The sequence below is a fragment of the Citreicoccus inhibens genome, assembly GCF_019039035.1.
In the GTDB taxonomy this organism is placed as follows: Bacteria; Myxococcota; Myxococcia; order Myxococcales; family Myxococcaceae; genus Citreicoccus; species Citreicoccus inhibens.
This window is the reverse complement of record NZ_JAHNZT010000021.1, coordinates 18,011-35,081: the sequence shown is the minus strand read 5'-3', so window position 1 is coordinate 35,081 and position 17,071 is coordinate 18,011. Positions and strand designations below refer to the sequence as shown.

Annotated in this window: 14 protein-coding genes; 2 read left to right on the top strand and 12 right to left on the bottom strand. The window is 70.9% G+C overall.

All coding sequences use genetic code 11. The annotated features are described in order from the left end of the window. Positions 1 to 13 precede the first annotated feature (13 nt). The gene (locus tag KRR26_RS22840; RefSeq protein ID WP_217080810.1) at positions 14 to 2,317 is read right to left on the bottom strand and encodes a membrane dipeptidase; all 2,304 of its coding nucleotides are present in this window, start codon (positions 2,315 to 2,317) and stop codon (positions 14 to 16) included. 85 nt (positions 2,318 to 2,402) lie between these two features. Beyond that, complete coding sequence (locus tag KRR26_RS22835; RefSeq protein WP_217080809.1) at positions 2,403 to 2,663, bottom strand: TonB family protein; 261 nt, start codon at positions 2,661 to 2,663, stop codon at positions 2,403 to 2,405. Positions 2,664 to 3,682: 1,019 nt separating this feature from the next. On the opposite strand from KRR26_RS22835, the gene yjjJ reads away from it, so the two are divergent. After that, complete coding sequence (gene yjjJ / locus KRR26_RS22830) at positions 3,683 to 4,978, top strand: type II toxin-antitoxin system HipA family toxin YjjJ (RefSeq protein WP_120206666.1); 1,296 nt, start codon at positions 3,683 to 3,685, stop codon at positions 4,976 to 4,978. On the opposite strand, the gene KRR26_RS22825 is transcribed toward yjjJ, so the two are convergent. From KRR26_RS22825 to KRR26_RS22800, 6 genes are all read right to left on the bottom strand, one after another. Next, the gene (locus tag KRR26_RS22825) at positions 4,979 to 6,307 is read right to left on the bottom strand and encodes a CapA family protein (RefSeq protein WP_120206756.1); all 1,329 of its coding nucleotides are present in this window, start codon (positions 6,305 to 6,307) and stop codon (positions 4,979 to 4,981) included. A gap of 47 nt (positions 6,308 to 6,354) precedes the next feature. Next, positions 6,355 to 6,990, bottom strand: a complete 636-nt coding sequence (gene upp / locus KRR26_RS22820) for a uracil phosphoribosyltransferase (RefSeq protein ID WP_120206665.1) — start codon at positions 6,988 to 6,990, stop codon at positions 6,355 to 6,357. A gap of 20 nt (positions 6,991 to 7,010) precedes the next feature. Further along, the gene (locus tag KRR26_RS22815; protein ID WP_120206664.1) at positions 7,011 to 8,228 is read right to left on the bottom strand and encodes a URC4/urg3 family protein; all 1,218 of its coding nucleotides are present in this window, start codon (positions 8,226 to 8,228) and stop codon (positions 7,011 to 7,013) included. Further along, positions 8,221 to 9,474: a GTP cyclohydrolase II gene (locus KRR26_RS22810; protein WP_217080808.1), complete on the bottom strand. Its 1,254-nt coding sequence runs from the start codon at positions 9,472 to 9,474 to the stop codon at positions 8,221 to 8,223. Before KRR26_RS22810 ends, KRR26_RS22815 begins: the two co-directional genes overlap by 8 nt. A 67-nt stretch (positions 9,475 to 9,541) precedes the next feature. Further along, positions 9,542 to 11,026 carry a CoA-acylating methylmalonate-semialdehyde dehydrogenase gene (gene mmsA, locus KRR26_RS22805; protein ID WP_120206662.1) on the bottom strand — a complete coding sequence of 495 codons (1,485 nt, stop codon included), beginning with the start codon at positions 11,024 to 11,026 and terminating at the stop codon, positions 9,542 to 9,544. Between the two features lie 250 nt (positions 11,027 to 11,276). Next, positions 11,277 to 11,717: a hypothetical protein gene (locus KRR26_RS22800; protein ID WP_120206661.1), complete on the bottom strand. Its 441-nt coding sequence runs from the start codon at positions 11,715 to 11,717 to the stop codon at positions 11,277 to 11,279. Between the two features lie 191 nt (positions 11,718 to 11,908). Between KRR26_RS22800 and KRR26_RS22795 the strand changes: the two genes are divergently transcribed. Continuing rightward, entirely contained in the window at positions 11,909 to 13,549 is a 1,641-nt protein-coding gene (locus tag KRR26_RS22795) for a type VI secretion system contractile sheath domain-containing protein (RefSeq protein WP_217080807.1), read from the top strand. 23 nt (positions 13,550 to 13,572) lie between these two features. On the opposite strand, the gene yidD is transcribed toward KRR26_RS22795, so the two are convergent. The 4 genes from yidD to KRR26_RS22775 form a co-directional block, all read right to left on the bottom strand. Then, positions 13,573 to 13,830, bottom strand: a complete 258-nt coding sequence (yidD, locus tag KRR26_RS36975; RefSeq protein WP_328707193.1) for a membrane protein insertion efficiency factor YidD — start codon at positions 13,828 to 13,830, stop codon at positions 13,573 to 13,575. Between the two features lie 98 nt (positions 13,831 to 13,928). After that, positions 13,929 to 14,162, bottom strand: coding sequence for a DUF4177 domain-containing protein (locus tag KRR26_RS22785; RefSeq protein WP_158611493.1), 234 nt, complete (start codon positions 14,160 to 14,162; stop codon positions 13,929 to 13,931). Between the two features lie 132 nt (positions 14,163 to 14,294). Then, positions 14,295 to 14,819: a GNAT family N-acetyltransferase gene (locus tag KRR26_RS22780; RefSeq protein ID WP_120206657.1), complete on the bottom strand. Its 525-nt coding sequence runs from the start codon at positions 14,817 to 14,819 to the stop codon at positions 14,295 to 14,297. Positions 14,820 to 15,052: 233 nt separating this feature from the next. Further along, entirely contained in the window at positions 15,053 to 17,014 is a 1,962-nt protein-coding gene (locus tag KRR26_RS22775; protein WP_328707192.1) for a DUF4091 domain-containing protein, read from the bottom strand. Positions 17,015 to 17,071 lie beyond the last annotated feature (57 nt).

The window sequence follows — 17,071 nt, the reverse complement described above, 5'->3', positions numbered from 1 at the left end:
TCCCCTCTTCTTCTCACGCGCAGGTGAACGACCAGCGACACCGGTCGGACAGGCACTCGCGGTCGCTCGAACAGGCCGCGCCCCGGGAGCGCTTGTTCACGCACTTGCCCGAGTTCAGCCCCCACCCACAGAACTGGTTCGCCCCACATTGCGAATCGCTGTTGCAGAGGCACACGCCCGTGGGGTTCAAGTAGCAGTCCGCGCTACACCGGTCCGTCGTGCACTCCCGGTCCGACTTGCACGTCTGCCCAAGCGCCTTCGAACGCGGCGCGTAGCACCAACCCACCGCGTTCAGGCAACCGCCACACGCCCCGGAGAGGCACTGCCCATCTCGACTGCACGAGGCCCAGTCCGCCTTCCTCGGCACGCAGTCGTTGTCGCTCGGGTTGCCCGGCACCCCGTCCTGGCAGTAACTCGCCGCGCCACAGTCTCCATCGTCGTTGCACACGCAGCGCCCGTCGAACGTGTCGCACAGCACCGACGTGCACTGTTCACTGACGCACTCATCGTCGAAGCGGCAGCCCTGCCCCAGCTCCTTTGAGTCCGGCGCGTACGCCTTGCCGCACACCGTGGGGTACGCCTTCTCACGCTCGCCCGGCGCCACCCAGGGAGCCACGCCGCTCGTGTCCATGTCGTTCGCCGCGTCCGCCATCCCCACGCGCGCCGCGCTCGTGCGCTCCCACATGCGGATAAAAGTCTCGGCGGAATTGTTCAATCCGGTCGTGTCCGCCCCCAGGTTGCGCAGGTCCTTCAAGAGGTCGGGCAGCAGGCCCACGTGCGCCAGTCCCTGCTCATCAAAGGGCGTGCCCAGGCGCGCGGGGCCGTGCTGTTCCTGCGCGTGCTCCTGGGCATCGGCCTCGGCCTGGAAGCCCGCCGAGCACGCGCCGTTCGGACCGAAGCGCGGACGCGTCTGCTGGATGAAGCCGTTGAAGTCCGCGCCGAAGGCCATGGGCACCTTGAGGCCCTGACGGCCGAACTCGTACGCCTGCGCGAAGGAGCGGCTGGAGCCCTGGCAGTCATTGGCGATGTTCGCCTTGGTGTACGTGCGCGTCTCGTCGTGCGCCGTGCGCAGGCCGAACATGCCGCCCGTGCGCCGCAGCATTTGCACCACCCAGGCCGGCGTCGTCTTCTCGTTCTCCGCCAGCTTGCCGTTCATCACCTCGCGGAAGTGTCCGTGGCTGATGAAGAGCGGGTAGTAGTTGTTCCGCTCCGCCACCGAGTAGGCGTCCTTCACGCCCTTCTCGGACAGGTGGGCCAGGTCGATGAGCATCCCCTTGTCCATCATCGCCTGCACCAGCTGCTGGCCTTCCGTCGTGAGTCCGCGCACGTTGCGGCACTGCGCGTCCACGTCGAAGCCCAACGTGAAGTTGCCCGCGGTGACGCCGCAGTCCGTGTCGATGTGGCAGTTCTCCAGGAACTGCGCCGCCTGGAAGATGACGTTGTGCAGCGCCGCGCCGCCGAAGCGGTTGTCCAACTGGTGCACGGGCTGGAGCGTGCGCACACCGAGCGCATGGAAGCGATCGAGCTCCGCGCGCCAGTCCTTGCTGCCGAACAGCTTGCTCGTCTCGATGGAGAGCACCATGGCCAGCTTGCCCTGCGAGATGATCCGCCGGGCATCCGCAGGCGACAGGGCAATCTCCACCCAATCATTCGCGGCGTCGAACTGACGCGCCAGTTGGAGCTGGACCTCCACGTCCGCCATCTCGTCACAGCCCCGCTTGCGGTTCTGCGGCGGCAGCGCTTCGCAGAGGAATTGATTGCTGACGGCGGAGACCACCACCAGCGACAGGCCCCCTTGATGCGCCTGCTTCAACCAGCCCTCCCAGGACTGTTGATGCGCGATGGTGTCCCAGCGCGGCCACTCGCTGTTCGGGACGCGCCGGCCCAGGTGCAGCCCGGTGTCGCCTTGCGTGCCTTCAATCTTCCCAAGGAACTCCGAGGCCACCGCGCCGCCCACGCCAAAGAGCTGCGACAAGATGGGCACGCCCCGCAGATCCACCCCGCCCGAGTTGGGACACAGATTGAGCAGGTTGCTCAGGTCCATTCGAACGCGCGCGTGGTCACTCTCCGGAAGTCCTCCGTCGCACGTGGTGAGGGCACCGGTATAGCTGCCGTGGAACCAGCCTCCGCCGAAGGCCTCCTCCGCGAACATGTGGTGGTGCAGCTCCGCGAAGCCCGGCACGCCGAGGCCCTGCTTCACGGACGCTGGCGCGGGGGTTGGCTCGGGGAGTTCTTCAACAGGGGCGCAGGCCAGGGCTCCTGCCATGGCGAGCGCCGCCCATGCGGCACGGGGCAGCCCGATACGACGAGAGAACATGGGACCTCCAGGGGTGGGGGGTCCACTTAGTGACAGCCTGGACTCTGAGTGCAAGCTGGGGGACGCGAAAATCTTGGTCAGACGCTCAATTCCCGGTCTTGAGGAAGAAGCGCACGGGGATGACCAGCTCCGCTTCGAGGTAGGGCCAGGACGCAGGCAGCGGCTCGAAGGGCGCGCAAGCATTCACCATGCGCAAGGCCTCGACGTCGAGCAGCTCGAAGTCCGAGGACTGCGAGAGCCGGGGCGTCGCGGCGAGAGAGCCATCTCGTCGCACGGTCACCCGAACCTGGGCAATGCCTCTCATTCCCAGCCGCACCGCGGGCTCGGGATAGTGTTGCTCACGCATCACGCGCCGCGAGAGACGAAGGGTGTAGTCGACAATGGCGAGCCGCCCGTCCCCTCCCTCCGAGGAGGTCCCCGGCCCTGTCACGCCCGAGGGAGTGGCCCCACCGCGCGCAGCGCTGGCCGCGGCTCCGGCCCGTGCGGACTCCGCCGCGAACCCCAGCTCAGGACTGGGTGAGCGAGGCGATTCCGAGGGTGACGCAGGCGACGAACCCAACGCAGGCAGGGGTTGCGGCTGAGCGCTGGCGACGCGCAACGGTTCAGCGGTTGCGCCAGGAACCGGCGCGGGCTCGGCCCGTGCGCTTGTGGCTCGCGCGGGTTCTGGCGTCCGCGAGGGCACAGGCACAGGCGGCGGGAGCACGAGATGCGACGGCGCGAGCCGTGCGCTCGGCGGCGCGGTCCGTTCGAGGGGGGCGTGGGATGCGCTGGGCTTCCTCGCGGGCTCTGACCGGGTGCTGGCGACACGCGGTGGGTGGGGCGCCAGCGCTTCGACGGGGGCGTCTTTCGCACGGGGCTCGCTGGACTTCAGCGGCCCCCCCTGGGCGTGAGCAGCCGGTGCATCGGGCTGCGCGGCCACGCCGTGTGCTCCCGCCTCGAGCCCTGGCGAACGAACATCACCCGCGCCCTTCCAGGCGATGTCCACCGCGACCGGCTCGTTCACGCGGTCGTGCAGACGCGGCGGCGCGCGCGAAGGCCCGAGCGCGAGCAACGCGCCCAACACGCCATGGAGCCCCACCGACGTCCCGACAAAGGCGAGCCACCGCCCTGAGCGCGCGGGCGCGGAGGACTGCGCCCCAGGACGAGGCTCGCTGGCGGTCCCCTGCGACGTCATGGGCTTCACCTGTAGTGCAGAACCGCCCGGATCCGCCACCGCCCTGGCTCCCCGCCCGGCGCGCTACCCGGTCGACCAAATCCATGTCCAAATCTTCTGATCCACCCCAGAAAATTCGATGCCTTAGGCTCAAGAATCCGGCCAGAATCCATTCACGAATCCATTCATGACTCCATTCAGCAGGTGACGTCGTGAGCGAACTTCTCTCGCTCCTGGTCCAACAGCCCCGCATCCAGGCCGGTGAGCTGGCTCGGCGGCTCGCCGTGTCGCAGCCCACGCTCTCGCGCCTCATCGCCAAGGCCGGCGCGCACGTCTGCCGCATGGGGAAGGGCCGGGCCACGCGCTACGCGCACACGCGTTCGGTCGCGGGGCTCGGCACCCGGGTGCCCGTGCACGGCGTGGACGAGGCGGGCCACATCCACCGTCACGGTGAGCTGCATCTGCTCGCGAACGGGCAGCACTGGTTCGAGCACGCCGACGGGACCGGCGAGTTCTTCGCGGGCCTCCCGCCCTTCGTCGCCGAGATGGGGCCGCAGGGCTATCTCGGGCAGGACTTCTCGCGGCGGCACCCGGACCTGGAGCTTCCCTCCCGCCCGCTCGATTGGTCCGCGGATCAACTCCTGCTCGCGCTGGCCCGGCGAGGCGAGGACTGCACGGGCCAGCTCATCCTCGGCGGTGAGTCCTTGAGTCGCTGGCTGGCGAGCGCGCCGCTCCCGGTGGATCCAGAGCGCTACTCCGAGCTCGCGCGCTCCTCGCTCGGGGTCTCGACGGGCGCGGCGGTGGGCGGCACCCAGCCCAAGTTCACCGCGTTCGTGGATGGGCGGCATGTGCTGGTGAAGTTCGCGGACACCGACCGAGGCGGCGCCGCGAGCCGTTGGCGAGACCTGCTCATCTGCGAGCACCTCGCGCTGGAGACCCTTCGCGCCTCGGGCCACCTCGCCAGCCGCTCACGCTGGATGGACATCGGCGGACGCCGGTTCCTCGAGGTCGAGCGCTGCGACCGCGTGGGCGACCGTGGGCGGCGACCGCTGCTCTCGCTGCGAGCGCTCACGCACGCCTATGTCGGCCCGGGCCGTGACTGGACCGAGGCCTCGCGTCAGCTCGTCGCCGCGCAGCGCTTGAGCGACGCGGATGCGCGGGCCGTGCGCTGGCTCGACACCTTCGGTCAGCTCATCGGGAACACGGACCGCCACCCGGGCAATCTCTCCTTCCACGTGGAGTCTCCGGGGCGATTCCGGCTCGCGCCCGTCTACGACATGTTGCCCATGGTCTTCGCGCCCGTGGGGGCGAGCCTCGTCAAACGCGACTTCGAGCCGCTGCCCCCTTCCGCCGCCACCCTCGATGTCTGGGCCGAGGCGGGACGTCAGGCATTGGCCTACTGGACTCGGCTCACGCGCACGCCCGAGCTGAGCGCTGGGTTCAAGGAGCGCTGTGCTCGAAGTCGCGACGCCGTGGAGTTCCTGCTCGCCCGCGTGCCCGTGCGTTGATCAGGGCCGCGACTGCGCGGTCGCCGCGGGCGTCGCCTGCACCGAGGCGTGGCGGCGACGCAGCCCAGGCAGCGCCACCTCGAAGCCCTCGGGCAACATGCGCAGGATGCGCTCGCGCCGGAAGCGCGACTGAGTCAGGCGCTGCTCCAGCTCCGCCTTCTCCGCGCGCGCGTCCTTGCTCGGAGTCTCCGTGCGCGAGGCGAGCAGCGCCAGCCGCTCGGACACCGCCTCCACCTCGCGGTCGATGAGCACGGGTTGGATGTTCCGCGCCTCGGCGCGCTTGCGCCCCACCGCGTTGTTCTCAATCCAGACCGGCAGGACCTCCACGTCCGACAGCGCCACGGGGGCGCCTTCCGAGGGACGGACCACGGAGACGCGCAGGAGCATCGAGTCGCGCTTGTCCCCCTCCTTGCCCGCCTTGCCCGGTGCGTGGCTGTAGAAGCGCCCCTGGTTCGCCACCAGATTGCCCAGCGAGTACGCGATGAACGACTTGCGCCCCGAGGCCGTGGTGTACGCCTCCAGCGGCTGGAGCACGTGCGGGTGGTGGCCGATGATGGCGAACGCCCCTGCGTCGAGCAGCGCGCGCCCCAGCGCCCGGTCCTCGGGATGCGGCGTGTCCGCATACTCGGTGCCCCAGTGCACCATCACGAACAGCGCGTCGCACTTCGCCGCCGCCGCGCGCACCTGCTCCGTGGCCTCCTCCGGCGTGAGCCCGCGGTGCAGGCGGTGCACGGCGTAGGGCACGAAGGCCACGTGAGGGGCCTCCGCGTCCTTCGGGTTGCTGAAGCCATTCAGCCACCGCGTGAAGGACAGGAAGCCCAGCCGCACCCCCTCCACGTCGCGGAACACCGGCGTCCACGCGGCGGCGAGCGTGGTCCCCGTGCCCGTGTGCTGGATGCCCGTGGCGTCCAGGTGCTTGAGCGTCTCCACCAGTCCCTCGGGCCGCTGGTCCCTCGCGTGGTTGTTGCCCGTGGACACCACCTTCACGCCCGCGCTCGACAACGCGCGCACCAGGTCCGAGGGCGCGTTGAACAGCAGCTCCCGCGTCACGGCCTTGCGGTTGTCCGTGACGGGCGTCTCCAGATTGACGACGCCCACGTCCGCGGTGCGCAGCACGTCCGCCACCGGGCCAAAGAGGTGGTCCCACCCACCGTGGTTGAGCGAGGGGGCGGCGCCGCCCTCGGGAGGAACCGAGCCCAGGCGCGCGTGCTCCTGGGCAACGGTCTTCACCTCGCCGTGTGGAATCACATCCCCGCCGAAGACGAGCTCCACCTGGACAGGAGACGCGGCGCACAGCAGGGGCACGAGCCACAACACGGACGAGGTCACGAACACACTCTAGCCTCGGGCCTCGCCCCCGCTCGCATCCACGTCACCTACTTCGTGCCGAAGAGGCGGTCTCCCGCGTCGCCCAGGCCCGGCAGGATGTAGCCGTGCTCATCCAACCGTTCGTCGATGGCGGCGGTGAAGACATGCACGTCCGGGTGGTGCTCGCGCAGGTTGGTCAGTCCCTCGGGACACGCCAACAGACACACGAAGCGCAGGCTGCCGGGGCGGCTGCGCTTCACCCGCTGGAGCGCCGCCACCGCCGAGTTCCCCGTGGCCAGCATCGGGTCACAGACGATGACATCGCGGTCCGCCAGGTTCGCCGGGACCTTGTAGTAGTACTCCACCGCGTCGAGCGTCTCCGGATCGCGGTACAGGCCGATGTGCCCCATGCGCGCCGACGGCACGAGTTGGAGCATCCCATCCACGATGCCCTGGCCCGCGCGCAGGATGGGCACCAGCACCAGCTTCTTGCCATCCAGCAGCGGCGCCCGCGTCTTCGCCATGGGCGTCTGGATTTCTTCGTCGCGCAGCTTCAGGTCCCGCATCGCCTCGTAGCCGAGGAGGAGCGAAATCTCCTGGAGCAGCGCGCGAAAGGACGCGGTGCTCGTGTCCGCGCGCCGCATCAACGTCAGCTTGTGCTTCACCAGCGGGTGGTCCACCACGGTGCAGTTCGGAAATGCCATGCGCCCTCCCTCACTTGGTTTCAGAACACGGTCCCGTCGCTCTCCACGCGAATCGGAGGCACGCCCCCTGCCCGCTTCTCCGCCGCCACCTGGCGGCCCGCCGTCCACGTCCCGCCCTGGAGAACCTTCGCCAGCGGCAGCTCCTCCGCGCTCAAGCCCAGCCGGCCGCGCACCAGCGCCGCCACCCGGTCCAGCAGCGCCACCGTCAACGCGCGCCACTCCACGATGGGCTCGTCCGCCGGGGCGAAGACATCCGTGAAGAGCCGCGTCTCGTAGGGCACCAGCACGCCCAGGTCCACGAAGAGGCCGCCGTTGCGGTACTCGGGCAGCCCCGTGAGCGCGTCCAGCTCCGTCACGCCCACGCCCGCCTCGTTCAAGGGCTCCATCAGCGAGTACGCCAGCCATTGGGACAGCTTGTGGAAGGGCACCAGCGCGTCCGCGCTCTCCACCGGCCCCAAGGACGAGTGCGGCCACACGTCACCCAGGTTCACCGCGTCCACCATCACGCGCCCGGGCCAGATGGGGCCCAGCACCTCCAGCACCGTGCCCAGCACCTCCGCGGCGCGCACGCTGCGGCGATGGGCCGCGAGCATGTCGAACATCGCCCCCGGCCGAGGCAGCGCGCGCGACACGCCGTGCAAGAGGTGCAGCCGGCCCTCCAAGCCGTGGAGCGGATTGTCCCCGGTCACCTGGAGGCCCTGGCCCAGCGACTCGCGCGTGAGCCGTCCCAGCGCCTCGGCGTCGGCGCGCAGGGGCCGGTCCGGGTCGGACGAGAACAGCCCCGCCATGAACATGCGCAGGCTGGCCACCGCCAACCCCTCCGAGCGGACATACGTGCCGCCGCCCTGCTCGCGGTAGCGCCACGCCGGCCCGCTGCCCGCGTCCAGGAGCACGCTCACCACCACCAGGTCCAGCTTCGCGCGGGCGCGCTCCTCGGGAGACAGCTTGGACAGCCGCGCCTCCAGCTCCGCGAGCCGAGGCACCCCGCCCGCGTCGAAGTGCCGCCAGCGGCTGTGCACCGGGATGTCCAGCGTGGGGTAGGCCTCGCGCGTCACCGCCAGCACGCGGTCCACCACCGCGGGCAAGCGCGAGGGCTCCACGCGGAAGTGCGGCAGGCGCCCCGCCAACCCCAGGTCCAGCATCTGGTGGCACCGCTCGCGGATGGCGGCGGGGCTGCGCAGCCACGCCACCGTGGGGGACACGTCCTGCCGTGCACGCGGCGTCGTCTCGTCAAGCATCGAGGTCACGCCCCTTCACCCGCGTCAGCGCGTCCGCATCCGCCACGGGCCCGCGCGTGAAGTAGCCCGCGGCCTTCTTCGCCTCCATCTCCACCTTGGCGTCCGCTGGAATCAGCTCGTCCGGGATGGGGACGCGCTCCAGGATTTCGATGCCCGAGCGGGTGATGGCGTCGTGCTTCATGTCGCTCATCGACACGAAGCGGTGGATGCGGGTGATGCCCAGCCAGTGCAGCACGTCCGGCATCAGCTCCTGGAAGCGCATGTCCTGCACGCCCGCGACGCACTCGGTGCGCTGGAAGTACGTGGCCGCCTGATCCCCGCCCTCCTGTCGCTTGCGCGCGTTGTAGACCAGGAACTTGGTCACCTCGCCCAGCGCGCGCCCCTCCTTGCGCAGGTACACGATGAGGCCCGCGCCTCCGCCCTGCGCGGTGCGCACGCACTCCTCGATGCCGTGCGCCAGGTAGGGCCGGCACGTGCAGATGTCGCTGCCGAACACATCCGAGCCGTTGCACTCGTCATGCACGCGCACCGCCAGCGGCACGTCCCGGTCCGCCAGCGACTCGATGTCTCCAAAGACATACAGCGACAGGCCGCCGATGGGCGGCAGGAACACGTGCAGGTCCGGGCGCGTAATCAGCTCCGGGAACATGCCGCCCGTGTGCTCGAAGAGGCCGCGGCGCAGCGCGCTCTCCGTCAGCTCGAAGCGCTTGGCGATGCCGGGCAGATACCAGACGGGCTCCACCGCGGCCTTCACCACCTTGATGTCGCCGTTGGGTGCCACGAGGTCGCCATCGGCCTTGAGGCGCCCCGCAGCGATGGCGTCGCGCACCTCGGGCAGGTTGATGTGCGCCCGCGTGACGGCGATGGTGGGCCGGAAGTCCACGTCCTGCTCCAGGAACGCGCGGAACACCTGCGGCGCGATGGCGCCCCACGGGTCCAACGACACGATGCGCGAGGCATCGCTCCACGAGGGATGCGGACCAATCTGAGCGGCGGGCGACGTGTGCGTCAGGTCCGCGCGGTGGTCCGGCGGCAGCTTGCCCGCGGAGACCGCCAGCGCGCGGTAGATGGCATACGCGCCCGAGTGCGTCCCGATGGCATTGCGTTTCGACGGGTCACCCAGCGTGGCCACCACGGGCCCCCGACGCAGGGGCTCGGGGTCTCCCCAGTGGATGGCCACACCCGGAGCTTCACCGTCCGGATGCGAGGTGAGGCGGATGTGATTCACGGGCTTCTTGTCGGCCATGGGTGCGCCCTCCTTCTCGGGCGCGGGACACGAATGTGCGAGGAAGCGCGACGAGGAGGCGACGGCGTCAGCTCATCCACGAGCCGTCGGTGCGCGCGGTCCACTTGCGCGTCACCTTCTTGAGCTGGGTCCAGAAGTCGAGGCTGGAGGGTCCGGTGACGTCGCCGTGGCCGAACTTCGAGTCGCCCGTGCCGCCAAAGGAGAACGGCTCGCGCGGCACCGGCACGCCCACGTTCACGCCCACCATGCCCGCGCGCGCGCCCTCCACCACCGCCTGCGCCACCGCGCCGTTGGTGGTGAAGACAGACGCCGCGTTCCCATAGGGAGACGCGTTCTCCACGGCCAACGCCGCGGACAGCGTGGGCACGCGGATGATGGACAGCACCGGCCCGAACAGCTCGCGCCGCGCGGCCTCCATCTCCGGCGACACCCCATCCAGGATCGTGGGCCCCAGCCAGTTGCCCCCCGCCCAGGCCTCACCCGCGGGGCGCCTGCCTCGCCCGTCCAACAGCACGCGCGCGCCCTCTTCCCTGGCCCGCGCGATGGCCGTCTCCAAGCGGTCCACCGCGCCCCGGTCGATGAGCGCGCCCATGCCCGGCCCCAGCTCCAACCGCGCCGCGCGCTGGACGATGTCGTCCACCAGCGGCTGCACCTCCCCCACCGCGAGCAGCACGCTCGCCGCCATGCACCGCTGCCCGGCGCAGCCCGTGAACGAGTCCACCACCGCCTGCGGCGTCAGTGATGGATCCGCGTCCGGCACGACGATGAGGTGGTTCTTCGCGCTGCCCAACGCGAGCACGCGCTTCCCCCGCTTGCCCCCTTCTGAGTACAGGTGCCGCGCCACCGAGGACGAGCCCACGAAGGCCAGCGCCTGCACGTCCGGATGCACCACCAGCGCATCCACCGCCTCGCGTCCGCCGTGCACCACGGAGAACACGCCCGCGGGATAGCCCGCCTCCACCATCAACTCGCCCAGCGCGCACGCCGTCAGCGGCACCTTCTCCGAGGGCTTGAGGATGAAGGCATTGCCCAACGTCACCGCGATGGGGAACAGCCACATCGGGACCATGGCGGGGAAGTTGAAAGGCGTGACGCCCGCCACGATGCCCAACGGCTCACGGCGAAACTCACACGTGACGCCCCGGCTGACCTCCATGTGCCCACCGCTGTCCAGGTTCTGCAACGACAGCGCGAAATCACATACCTCCAGGCCCTTGAGGATTCCGGCGCGGGCCTCGGCCACCGTCTTGCCCGCCTCGGCCGCGGCCAGGTGCGCCAGCCGACCCGCCTGGGCCTCCAGCAGCGCGCGGAAGCGCAAGAGGTGCTGGGTGCGCTCGCGCAGCGACGTGGCCCGCCACTGCGCCGCGCCGGGCTTCGCGGCCTCCACCGCCTGCGCGACGCCGCTCGCGGAGGTCAGCGGCACCCGGCCAATCAGGGCGCCCGTATAGGGACTGCGGACCTCCAGCGACATGGCGCCCACCGGCTCCAGCCACTCGCCTCCCACCAGGTTGCGACAGGTGATGATGCTCTCGGGAAACTCGACGAAGGACACGCGCGCACCCCCCTGGTGTTGCGTGACGATGTGCGATTCATCGTAGTCGAGTTCACGGACAGCACCGCAACTCAGGCCAAGGACGCGATGTCAGCGAATGGGCCTAACGCTGTGTGCCGTGGGTCGGCCGGTGTCGGAAAGACGACCTCGCGGGAGGGGCTTCCGAGAGGCGCGGCGCGTCATCCACGCCGAAGCGACGAGGGGGCCATGCGACGCATGCGTTGCGTTGCCGGCTTGCCGCGCGGCGGCATCACGCGAGGACGAGCATGCGCTGATGACGCTCGGAGAGCGATGCGGTGTCCACGATGACACGCAGCTCGGCGATGGCCGTGGCGTCCGCGGTGTCTGGATTGAGGCCGAGCGTCATCGCCTCCAGGTACAGCTCCAGCGACAGCAGGAAGCGCGAGTCGGCGGTGAGCGGGTCGCCCTGCGCCTTCATCAGCTCGCCGTCCTCGCGCACGAGCATCGCGAGCATCTTCACGCGCGTGGGCGTCCCCAGGAGCCGTGAGGTGGACTCGGCGTCCGCCATGAGGAGCGTGCTGTACTCCATGCCCAGCGTGGACAGCGACGTCTCGCGGATGGCCTTGAGCGAGTCACTGAACCGGTGCTCCCGCCGGGCTTTGATGAGGCGGGTGAGCGCCTCGACGAACTGCTCCAGGGTGCGCTCGATGAAGTCCTTGCGGATGGACATGGTCTTTCCAGGCTACCGGGGCCGCATCCCCTGCGCACCTTTCCCACCCGGAAGTGTCGCAAGAGAGGCCGTCCGGGGCCTCCTTGGCTTTTCTCGGATTCACACCTCCCAAGGAATCCTGCACCCACGGACGACGCAGGTCTCTGGCTCGGGGTAACGTGAGGCACCTATTCCAGTTGGGGGGAGCCGAGATGAGTCAGAGCGGAGCGAGTGCAGAGAACGCGCGGGTGCGGTGGCTGGTCGCGGGGGCGTTCGCGTCTCCCGCCACGGGGCGGCGCTTCCACCTCACCTCCGAGTCCTTCCCCACCGAGCTGAGCCGCGCCGCGTCCGGCCTGCGCGCCACCGTGGTGGACCGCCTGGGCGCGCAGGACACGCGCACCGTGACGCTGTCCTTCGACAAGCTGCGCGCCTTCCAACTCGCGGAGGTCATCGCGGCGGTGCCCGAGCTGCGCGCGCTCCAGGGCCTGCGTGACGAGCTGTCCCGCGCGGGCCTGTCCCCCGAGGCGGGCGCGGAGCGGGTGGCCTCCATCGTGGGCGCGGGCCGGCTCTCCGAGGCGGTCGCCGCCGCGCTGCGGGGCACGACACCGGACCCGACGCCCGCGACGGGCCCCGCCACCACGTCCGGCGCGGAGCTGGTGGAGACGCTGCTGAACCCCGGCGAGCCGCATCGCCCCGCCGCCGCGTCGCGCGCGGTGGATGCCTTCCTGCGCGCCATCCAGCCCAAGGGCTCGGCCTCGAGCGCGACGTCGTCGTCGGCCGCGGTGAAGTCCGCGCGAGACGTCGTCGAGGAGGCAGTGCTCCTCACCGCGAAGGACCTGCTGGCCGCCGAGCCCGTGGCGCGCATGGAGTCCGCGTGGCGCGGGCTCAAGTGGCTCCTGGACCAGTGCCCGCCCGACGCGGGCATGGCGGTGGAGGTGCTCGACGTGGGGGCCGGTGACTTGACGGAGGCACTGGAGGCAGCGCTCGCGGCCGAGCCCTTCGAGCGCCCCGACGCGTGTTTCGTCACGGACACCTGCGATGACGCCGCGCGGCTGGGGCGAATGGCTCTGCTGGGCGAGCACGCGCAGGTGCCCATGGTGGTGGCCGTGTCGCCGAGCCTGCTCGGCCTGCCCGTGGCGGAGCTGACCACGGGGTTGGAGGAGGCCCGCGACGAGGTGCCCGAGTCCTGGCCGGAGCTGCGCCAGGACGAGTCCGGACGCTGGCTGTGCGTCGCGCTCAACCGCCCGGTGGTGGGCAGCGAGAGCAAGGGCACACTCAAGCGGGTCGCGTTCGCCAGCCCCGCCTTCGCGGTGGCCTCGCTGCTGGCGGCGAGCTTCCGAGACACCGGCTCCTTCGCGCGCATCCTGGGGCAGCCCGGCGGCGTGCGCGCGCCCACCACGTGGGAGGTGCCCGCGGGGCGCGACAAGGGGACGCTCATCCCCACCGAGGTCATGCTGCCCATCCGCGCGCAGGCGCGCCTGGAGGAGCGCGGCATCCTGGGCCTGGGCAGCGGGCGCAACGCGGACGCGGTGCTGCTGGCCACCGCGCCCACGGTGTTCGGCGGGGGCTACACGGTGCCGCTGCCCGCGCAGCTCCTCACGGGGCGCATCGTCCGCTTCGCGCAGTGGGTCCGCGACCAGCTCCCCGCGGGCTCCAGCGGCGAGGACGTCTCCGCCATCTTCGCGCAGGCCGCCGAGGTGTTCCTCTTCCGCGGCGCCACGGAGTTGGGTCAGCTCCGGGGCGAGCTCGTCACCACGGGCGACGGCCGCGCCATCCAGGTCACCGCCACCGTCCCGCCCGAGCACGCGGGGACGCGCTTCCAGCTCGCGTTCGCCCTGCCCGTGCGCCGCTGAGTCGAGTCGGACAGTGGGCGCGCTCACGGCGCATCGACACCGCCCTGGAACAGGGTGTCGTTGCAGCGCTGGATGCGCGCCCAGGTCCGCCAGGCGCCGCGCCAGAAGCCATACATGCGCAGGGCTTGAAGGCCATACATCGAGCAGGTGGGCGTGTAGATGCACCGGCGCTTCCACGCATGCGGCACGGCGCGGCGGTACATGAGCACGCAGGCCATCGCGAACAGGCACAAGGGATTGAGCCACCACGGCAGGAGCGCGGCGGCGGGTCGCGTGGACACGGGCGCTTGCGGCGAGCGGCGAGACGACAGGGCCCGGGCGGAGCAGGGAATGTCTTCCCAGGGCGGTGGCTCGGCTCGGGAGGAGGCGGGGTCCTGGCTCATCCCGCCACGGCTCGCTCGAAGACACAGACGAGCCACGAGCCCGTCGCGGTGCCACACCCCTTCGTCGACGTCACCGCGCGGTATTCGCTGGAGTGCAGCTTCCAGCCCTGCGCGGCATAGCCATTGAGGAACCTGGCGAAGTCCCCGCACCGCTTGGGGCTCCAGCCCCCCTCTTGGGCGCCACAGCCGGGCGCGGGCGGGACGAACGCATCGACGTGATACTCATACATGGGGACGGCTCCTGCGCGGGTGGCTGAGTTGGACATGAAGGCCTGCGGGCGCTCATTGCTGGGCATGCCTTCATGTTCTCGACTCCCCCAGGCGCCGTCTGTACCTGGGGGGAGGTATCCCGACCGCGGGGCTCAACCCTTGAAGGACAGGCGATACGCCTCGAGCGTCACGGACGGCAGCACCATGTCGCCCACCGGCTCCCGCACGAAGCCGCGGCGCATGTACATGCGGGCCACGCCGTCCGCGCCCTTGCGCACGTGAAGGCAGATGGCGTCCACGTTCCACGAGCGCGCGAGCGCCTCGGCCGCGTCCAGCAGCGGCTTGGCCAACCCGGTGCCATGGAATCGCACGGCGGTGGCCAGGCCGCGCAGGTCCGCGCAACGGGGCAGCCACGCCTCGGAGCCCGGCGCACCGGGCGGGAAGAGGGCCACCGTGCCGATGACCTCACCGTCCTTCTCGGCCACGAGCAACGTCGCCACCTTCCGGCGCGCGGCCACGTCGCGCAGCTCGCGCTTGCGCTCGTCGGTGTAGACAATCTCGGGGAGCTTCTTCGCGTACTGCGTGATGAAGGCCTCGACGAGCATCTCGCCCACCACGCCGTCGTCCTCGGGGCGAGCCTCGCGGATGACCACCTTGTCCAGCACATGAGGGTCCATGAGCGCGCCTCTATCACGCCCACCGCGAGCGCACCGCCCTCACGGACACGCAGAGGCTTTCGTGCTCGACTCCCCGCTCGCTTGCACCCAGGCCGACATGAGGGCATGGCGCCCTTCATGCCCAGCCGCCTGCGACGCCCTCGGGGGAATATCGACGAGTCCCTCCCGCTGCCGCCCATGGCGAGGTGAACGACCGAGCGCGACAGGGAACACCTCGCGCCCGTCATGCCGCGTCACCCCCGACGACGCCGAGGGGACATCCGCACCGGGACACGCACCCGCGCGCGCCGAGCACCTCGGCTCCACCAGGCTCCGAGCACGAGGAGGCCCGCCAGCATCGCCGTGCCACCGCCACCGCCCGCGCTGCATCCGCCCGAGGGCGCATCCACCGCGGCCGAGGGCACCGTCCCCGTCGGCGCGGGCGTCGGCGTCGAACCTCCGGACGCGGTTCCGCCCGTCGCGGGCGGCGTCACCGGCGTCGGCGTCCCGCCCGAGTTCGCATCCCCTGTCGCGGGCGGCGTGGGCGTGCTCGCGCCTGTCAGCTCCTGATAGCGCTGGATGAGGCGCAGGCGCGCGGCGTCGAACGCGGCGCCATCATCCGGCACGCGCGACGCCGCGGGAATCAGCTCACGCGCCACCTTGCGCGCGAAGGCCGGGTCTCCCGCGCGGCTCACCGCGGTCAGCCACTCGTAGTCCTGCACACCCTGGCGGATGAGCTTCAAGCGGATGGAGGCCACCGGCACAGCCGTGCTCCCGCCAATGGCGGCCACCGTGCCCGGGTAGAAGAGCGTCCCGTCCCCGTTGCCGTTGAAGCGGTACTGGTCCGTCCACGCCGTCGGGAGCATGCCCACCGTCTGGTAGTACAGCTCGCCCGTGGCGCCCTCCAGGAAGGACACCCACTCCATGGCCCGCGCCTTCGCCGCCGAGCGGTCCAACATGTACGACGGCCACCCGGCCCCCGGCTTGTTCTCCGGCGCGTTGGTTCCATATGCACAGCCGTGGCTCATGCAACTCTGATACGCCCACACCTGCCGGCCCGGCCGCGCGAGGAAGCCCGCGTAGGTGCCGCGCTGGTCCCCTACGTACGGAGCCTCGGTGCCATCCAGGTGGTTCACCAGCGGCACCGCCACGTCCACCAGGTCCTCCAGCGAGTGATTGGCCAGCTCGGCGGAGTTCGTCGTCAGCAGCGTCCTCAATCCCGGCGCGGACTGACGCACCAACTCCGCGTGCGCGCGCACGTCCTCGAAGCTCGCGCCGTAGGGAGGCTCATCCCCCACCTGCGCATAGGCGCGGTCCAGCCAGCCGCGCGCCCGCACATGCGCGGTGAAGTCCGCCAGCGCGGAGGCCGTGAGCGGGCCCACATACTCCAGCGTGGTCGCCTTCGCGCCCGGCAGTCGCGTGGGCGCGGTGCCCTCCAGGAAAGGCCCCCACGTCGCGTCGAAGGCGGCCCAGTCCGGCGCCCACGGCGACCGAGGGAACGGCCCTGACAGGGTGATGCGGTGCTCCAGCGCCATGCGCTGATAACGGGTCAGCAGCGGCTCCAGCTCCGCGGGCGTGCAGTCCGTCCGGCCAAAGTGCGCGTTGCACACGTGCGGCGGCCACAAGAGAAACGCCGACGCCAGCGCGGGCGTGCTCGGCAAGGCCGCGTCCACCACCGCGAGCCGCACGGTGACTCGCGACGTGAAGCCCCCATCCGCCGTCACCGTCACCTCGCCCACGTAGTCCCCCGCGGGCGCGTTCTCCGGCACGCGCACGTCCACCCAGACCGCGCGCGCCTCGCCCGCGGGCACGTCGAACGGGAAGGCCTTGCGCGCCTCGCCGGCAATCTCATCCCGGTCCGGCACCAGCCCATCCGGCCACGCCCCCACGGGCTCCCCCTTCACCGAGGGCTGCTTCGTGGTGACGTACGCCTCGCGGTAGAGCGTCACGTCCGTGCCCGCGATGCGCGATGGGCCGTCCAGCGACGCCAGGCTCGCGCGCACGCCTCGCAGGCCCGCGTCGCCGCCGTGCAGCGCCACCTGGAAGGAGACGAACTCGTTGCGCGCGGCGGTCAGCCGCAGCTCGGACCGAGCCTGCGCCGAGGCCCCAGACCGCACCTTCACCATCGCGCTCTCCGCCCACGCGGCCGGTGCCGCCGCGAGCGCGGGGACGGAGAGGAACACAGACGCGAGGCCCAGACCGAGGAGTCGATTCACACAGCGCATGGAGGGAGCAACGACCCCCACCGCCACGCGCTTCCCCCGCGCGGCCAC

What these genes read in the sequence shown, in the direction of transcription:
- KRR26_RS22780 (WP_120206657.1), bottom strand. Translation starts at nt 14,819, where the DNA reads ATGGACCCTCATGTGCTGGACAAGGTGGTCATCCGCGAGGCTCGCCCC.
- KRR26_RS22795 (WP_217080807.1), top strand. Translation starts at nt 11,909, where the DNA reads ATGAGTCAGAGCGGAGCGAGTGCAGAGAACGCGCGGGTGCGGTGGCTG.
- upp (WP_120206665.1), bottom strand. Translation starts at nt 6,990, where the DNA reads ATGGCATTTCCGAACTGCACCGTGGTGGACCACCCGCTGGTGAAGCAC.
- KRR26_RS22785 (WP_158611493.1), bottom strand. Translation starts at nt 14,162, where the DNA reads ATGTATGAGTATCACGTCGATGCGTTCGTCCCGCCCGCGCCCGGCTGT.
- KRR26_RS22840 (WP_217080810.1), bottom strand. Translation starts at nt 2,317, where the DNA reads ATGTTCTCTCGTCGTATCGGGCTGCCCCGTGCCGCATGGGCGGCGCTC.
- KRR26_RS22835 (WP_217080809.1), bottom strand. Translation starts at nt 2,663, where the DNA reads ATGCGTGAGCAACACTATCCCGAGCCCGCGGTGCGGCTGGGAATGAGA.
- KRR26_RS22800 (WP_120206661.1), bottom strand. Translation starts at nt 11,717, where the DNA reads ATGTCCATCCGCAAGGACTTCATCGAGCGCACCCTGGAGCAGTTCGTC.
- KRR26_RS22810 (WP_217080808.1), bottom strand. Translation starts at nt 9,474, where the DNA reads ATGGCCGACAAGAAGCCCGTGAATCACATCCGCCTCACCTCGCATCCG.
- KRR26_RS22815 (WP_120206664.1), bottom strand. Translation starts at nt 8,228, where the DNA reads ATGCTTGACGAGACGACGCCGCGTGCACGGCAGGACGTGTCCCCCACG.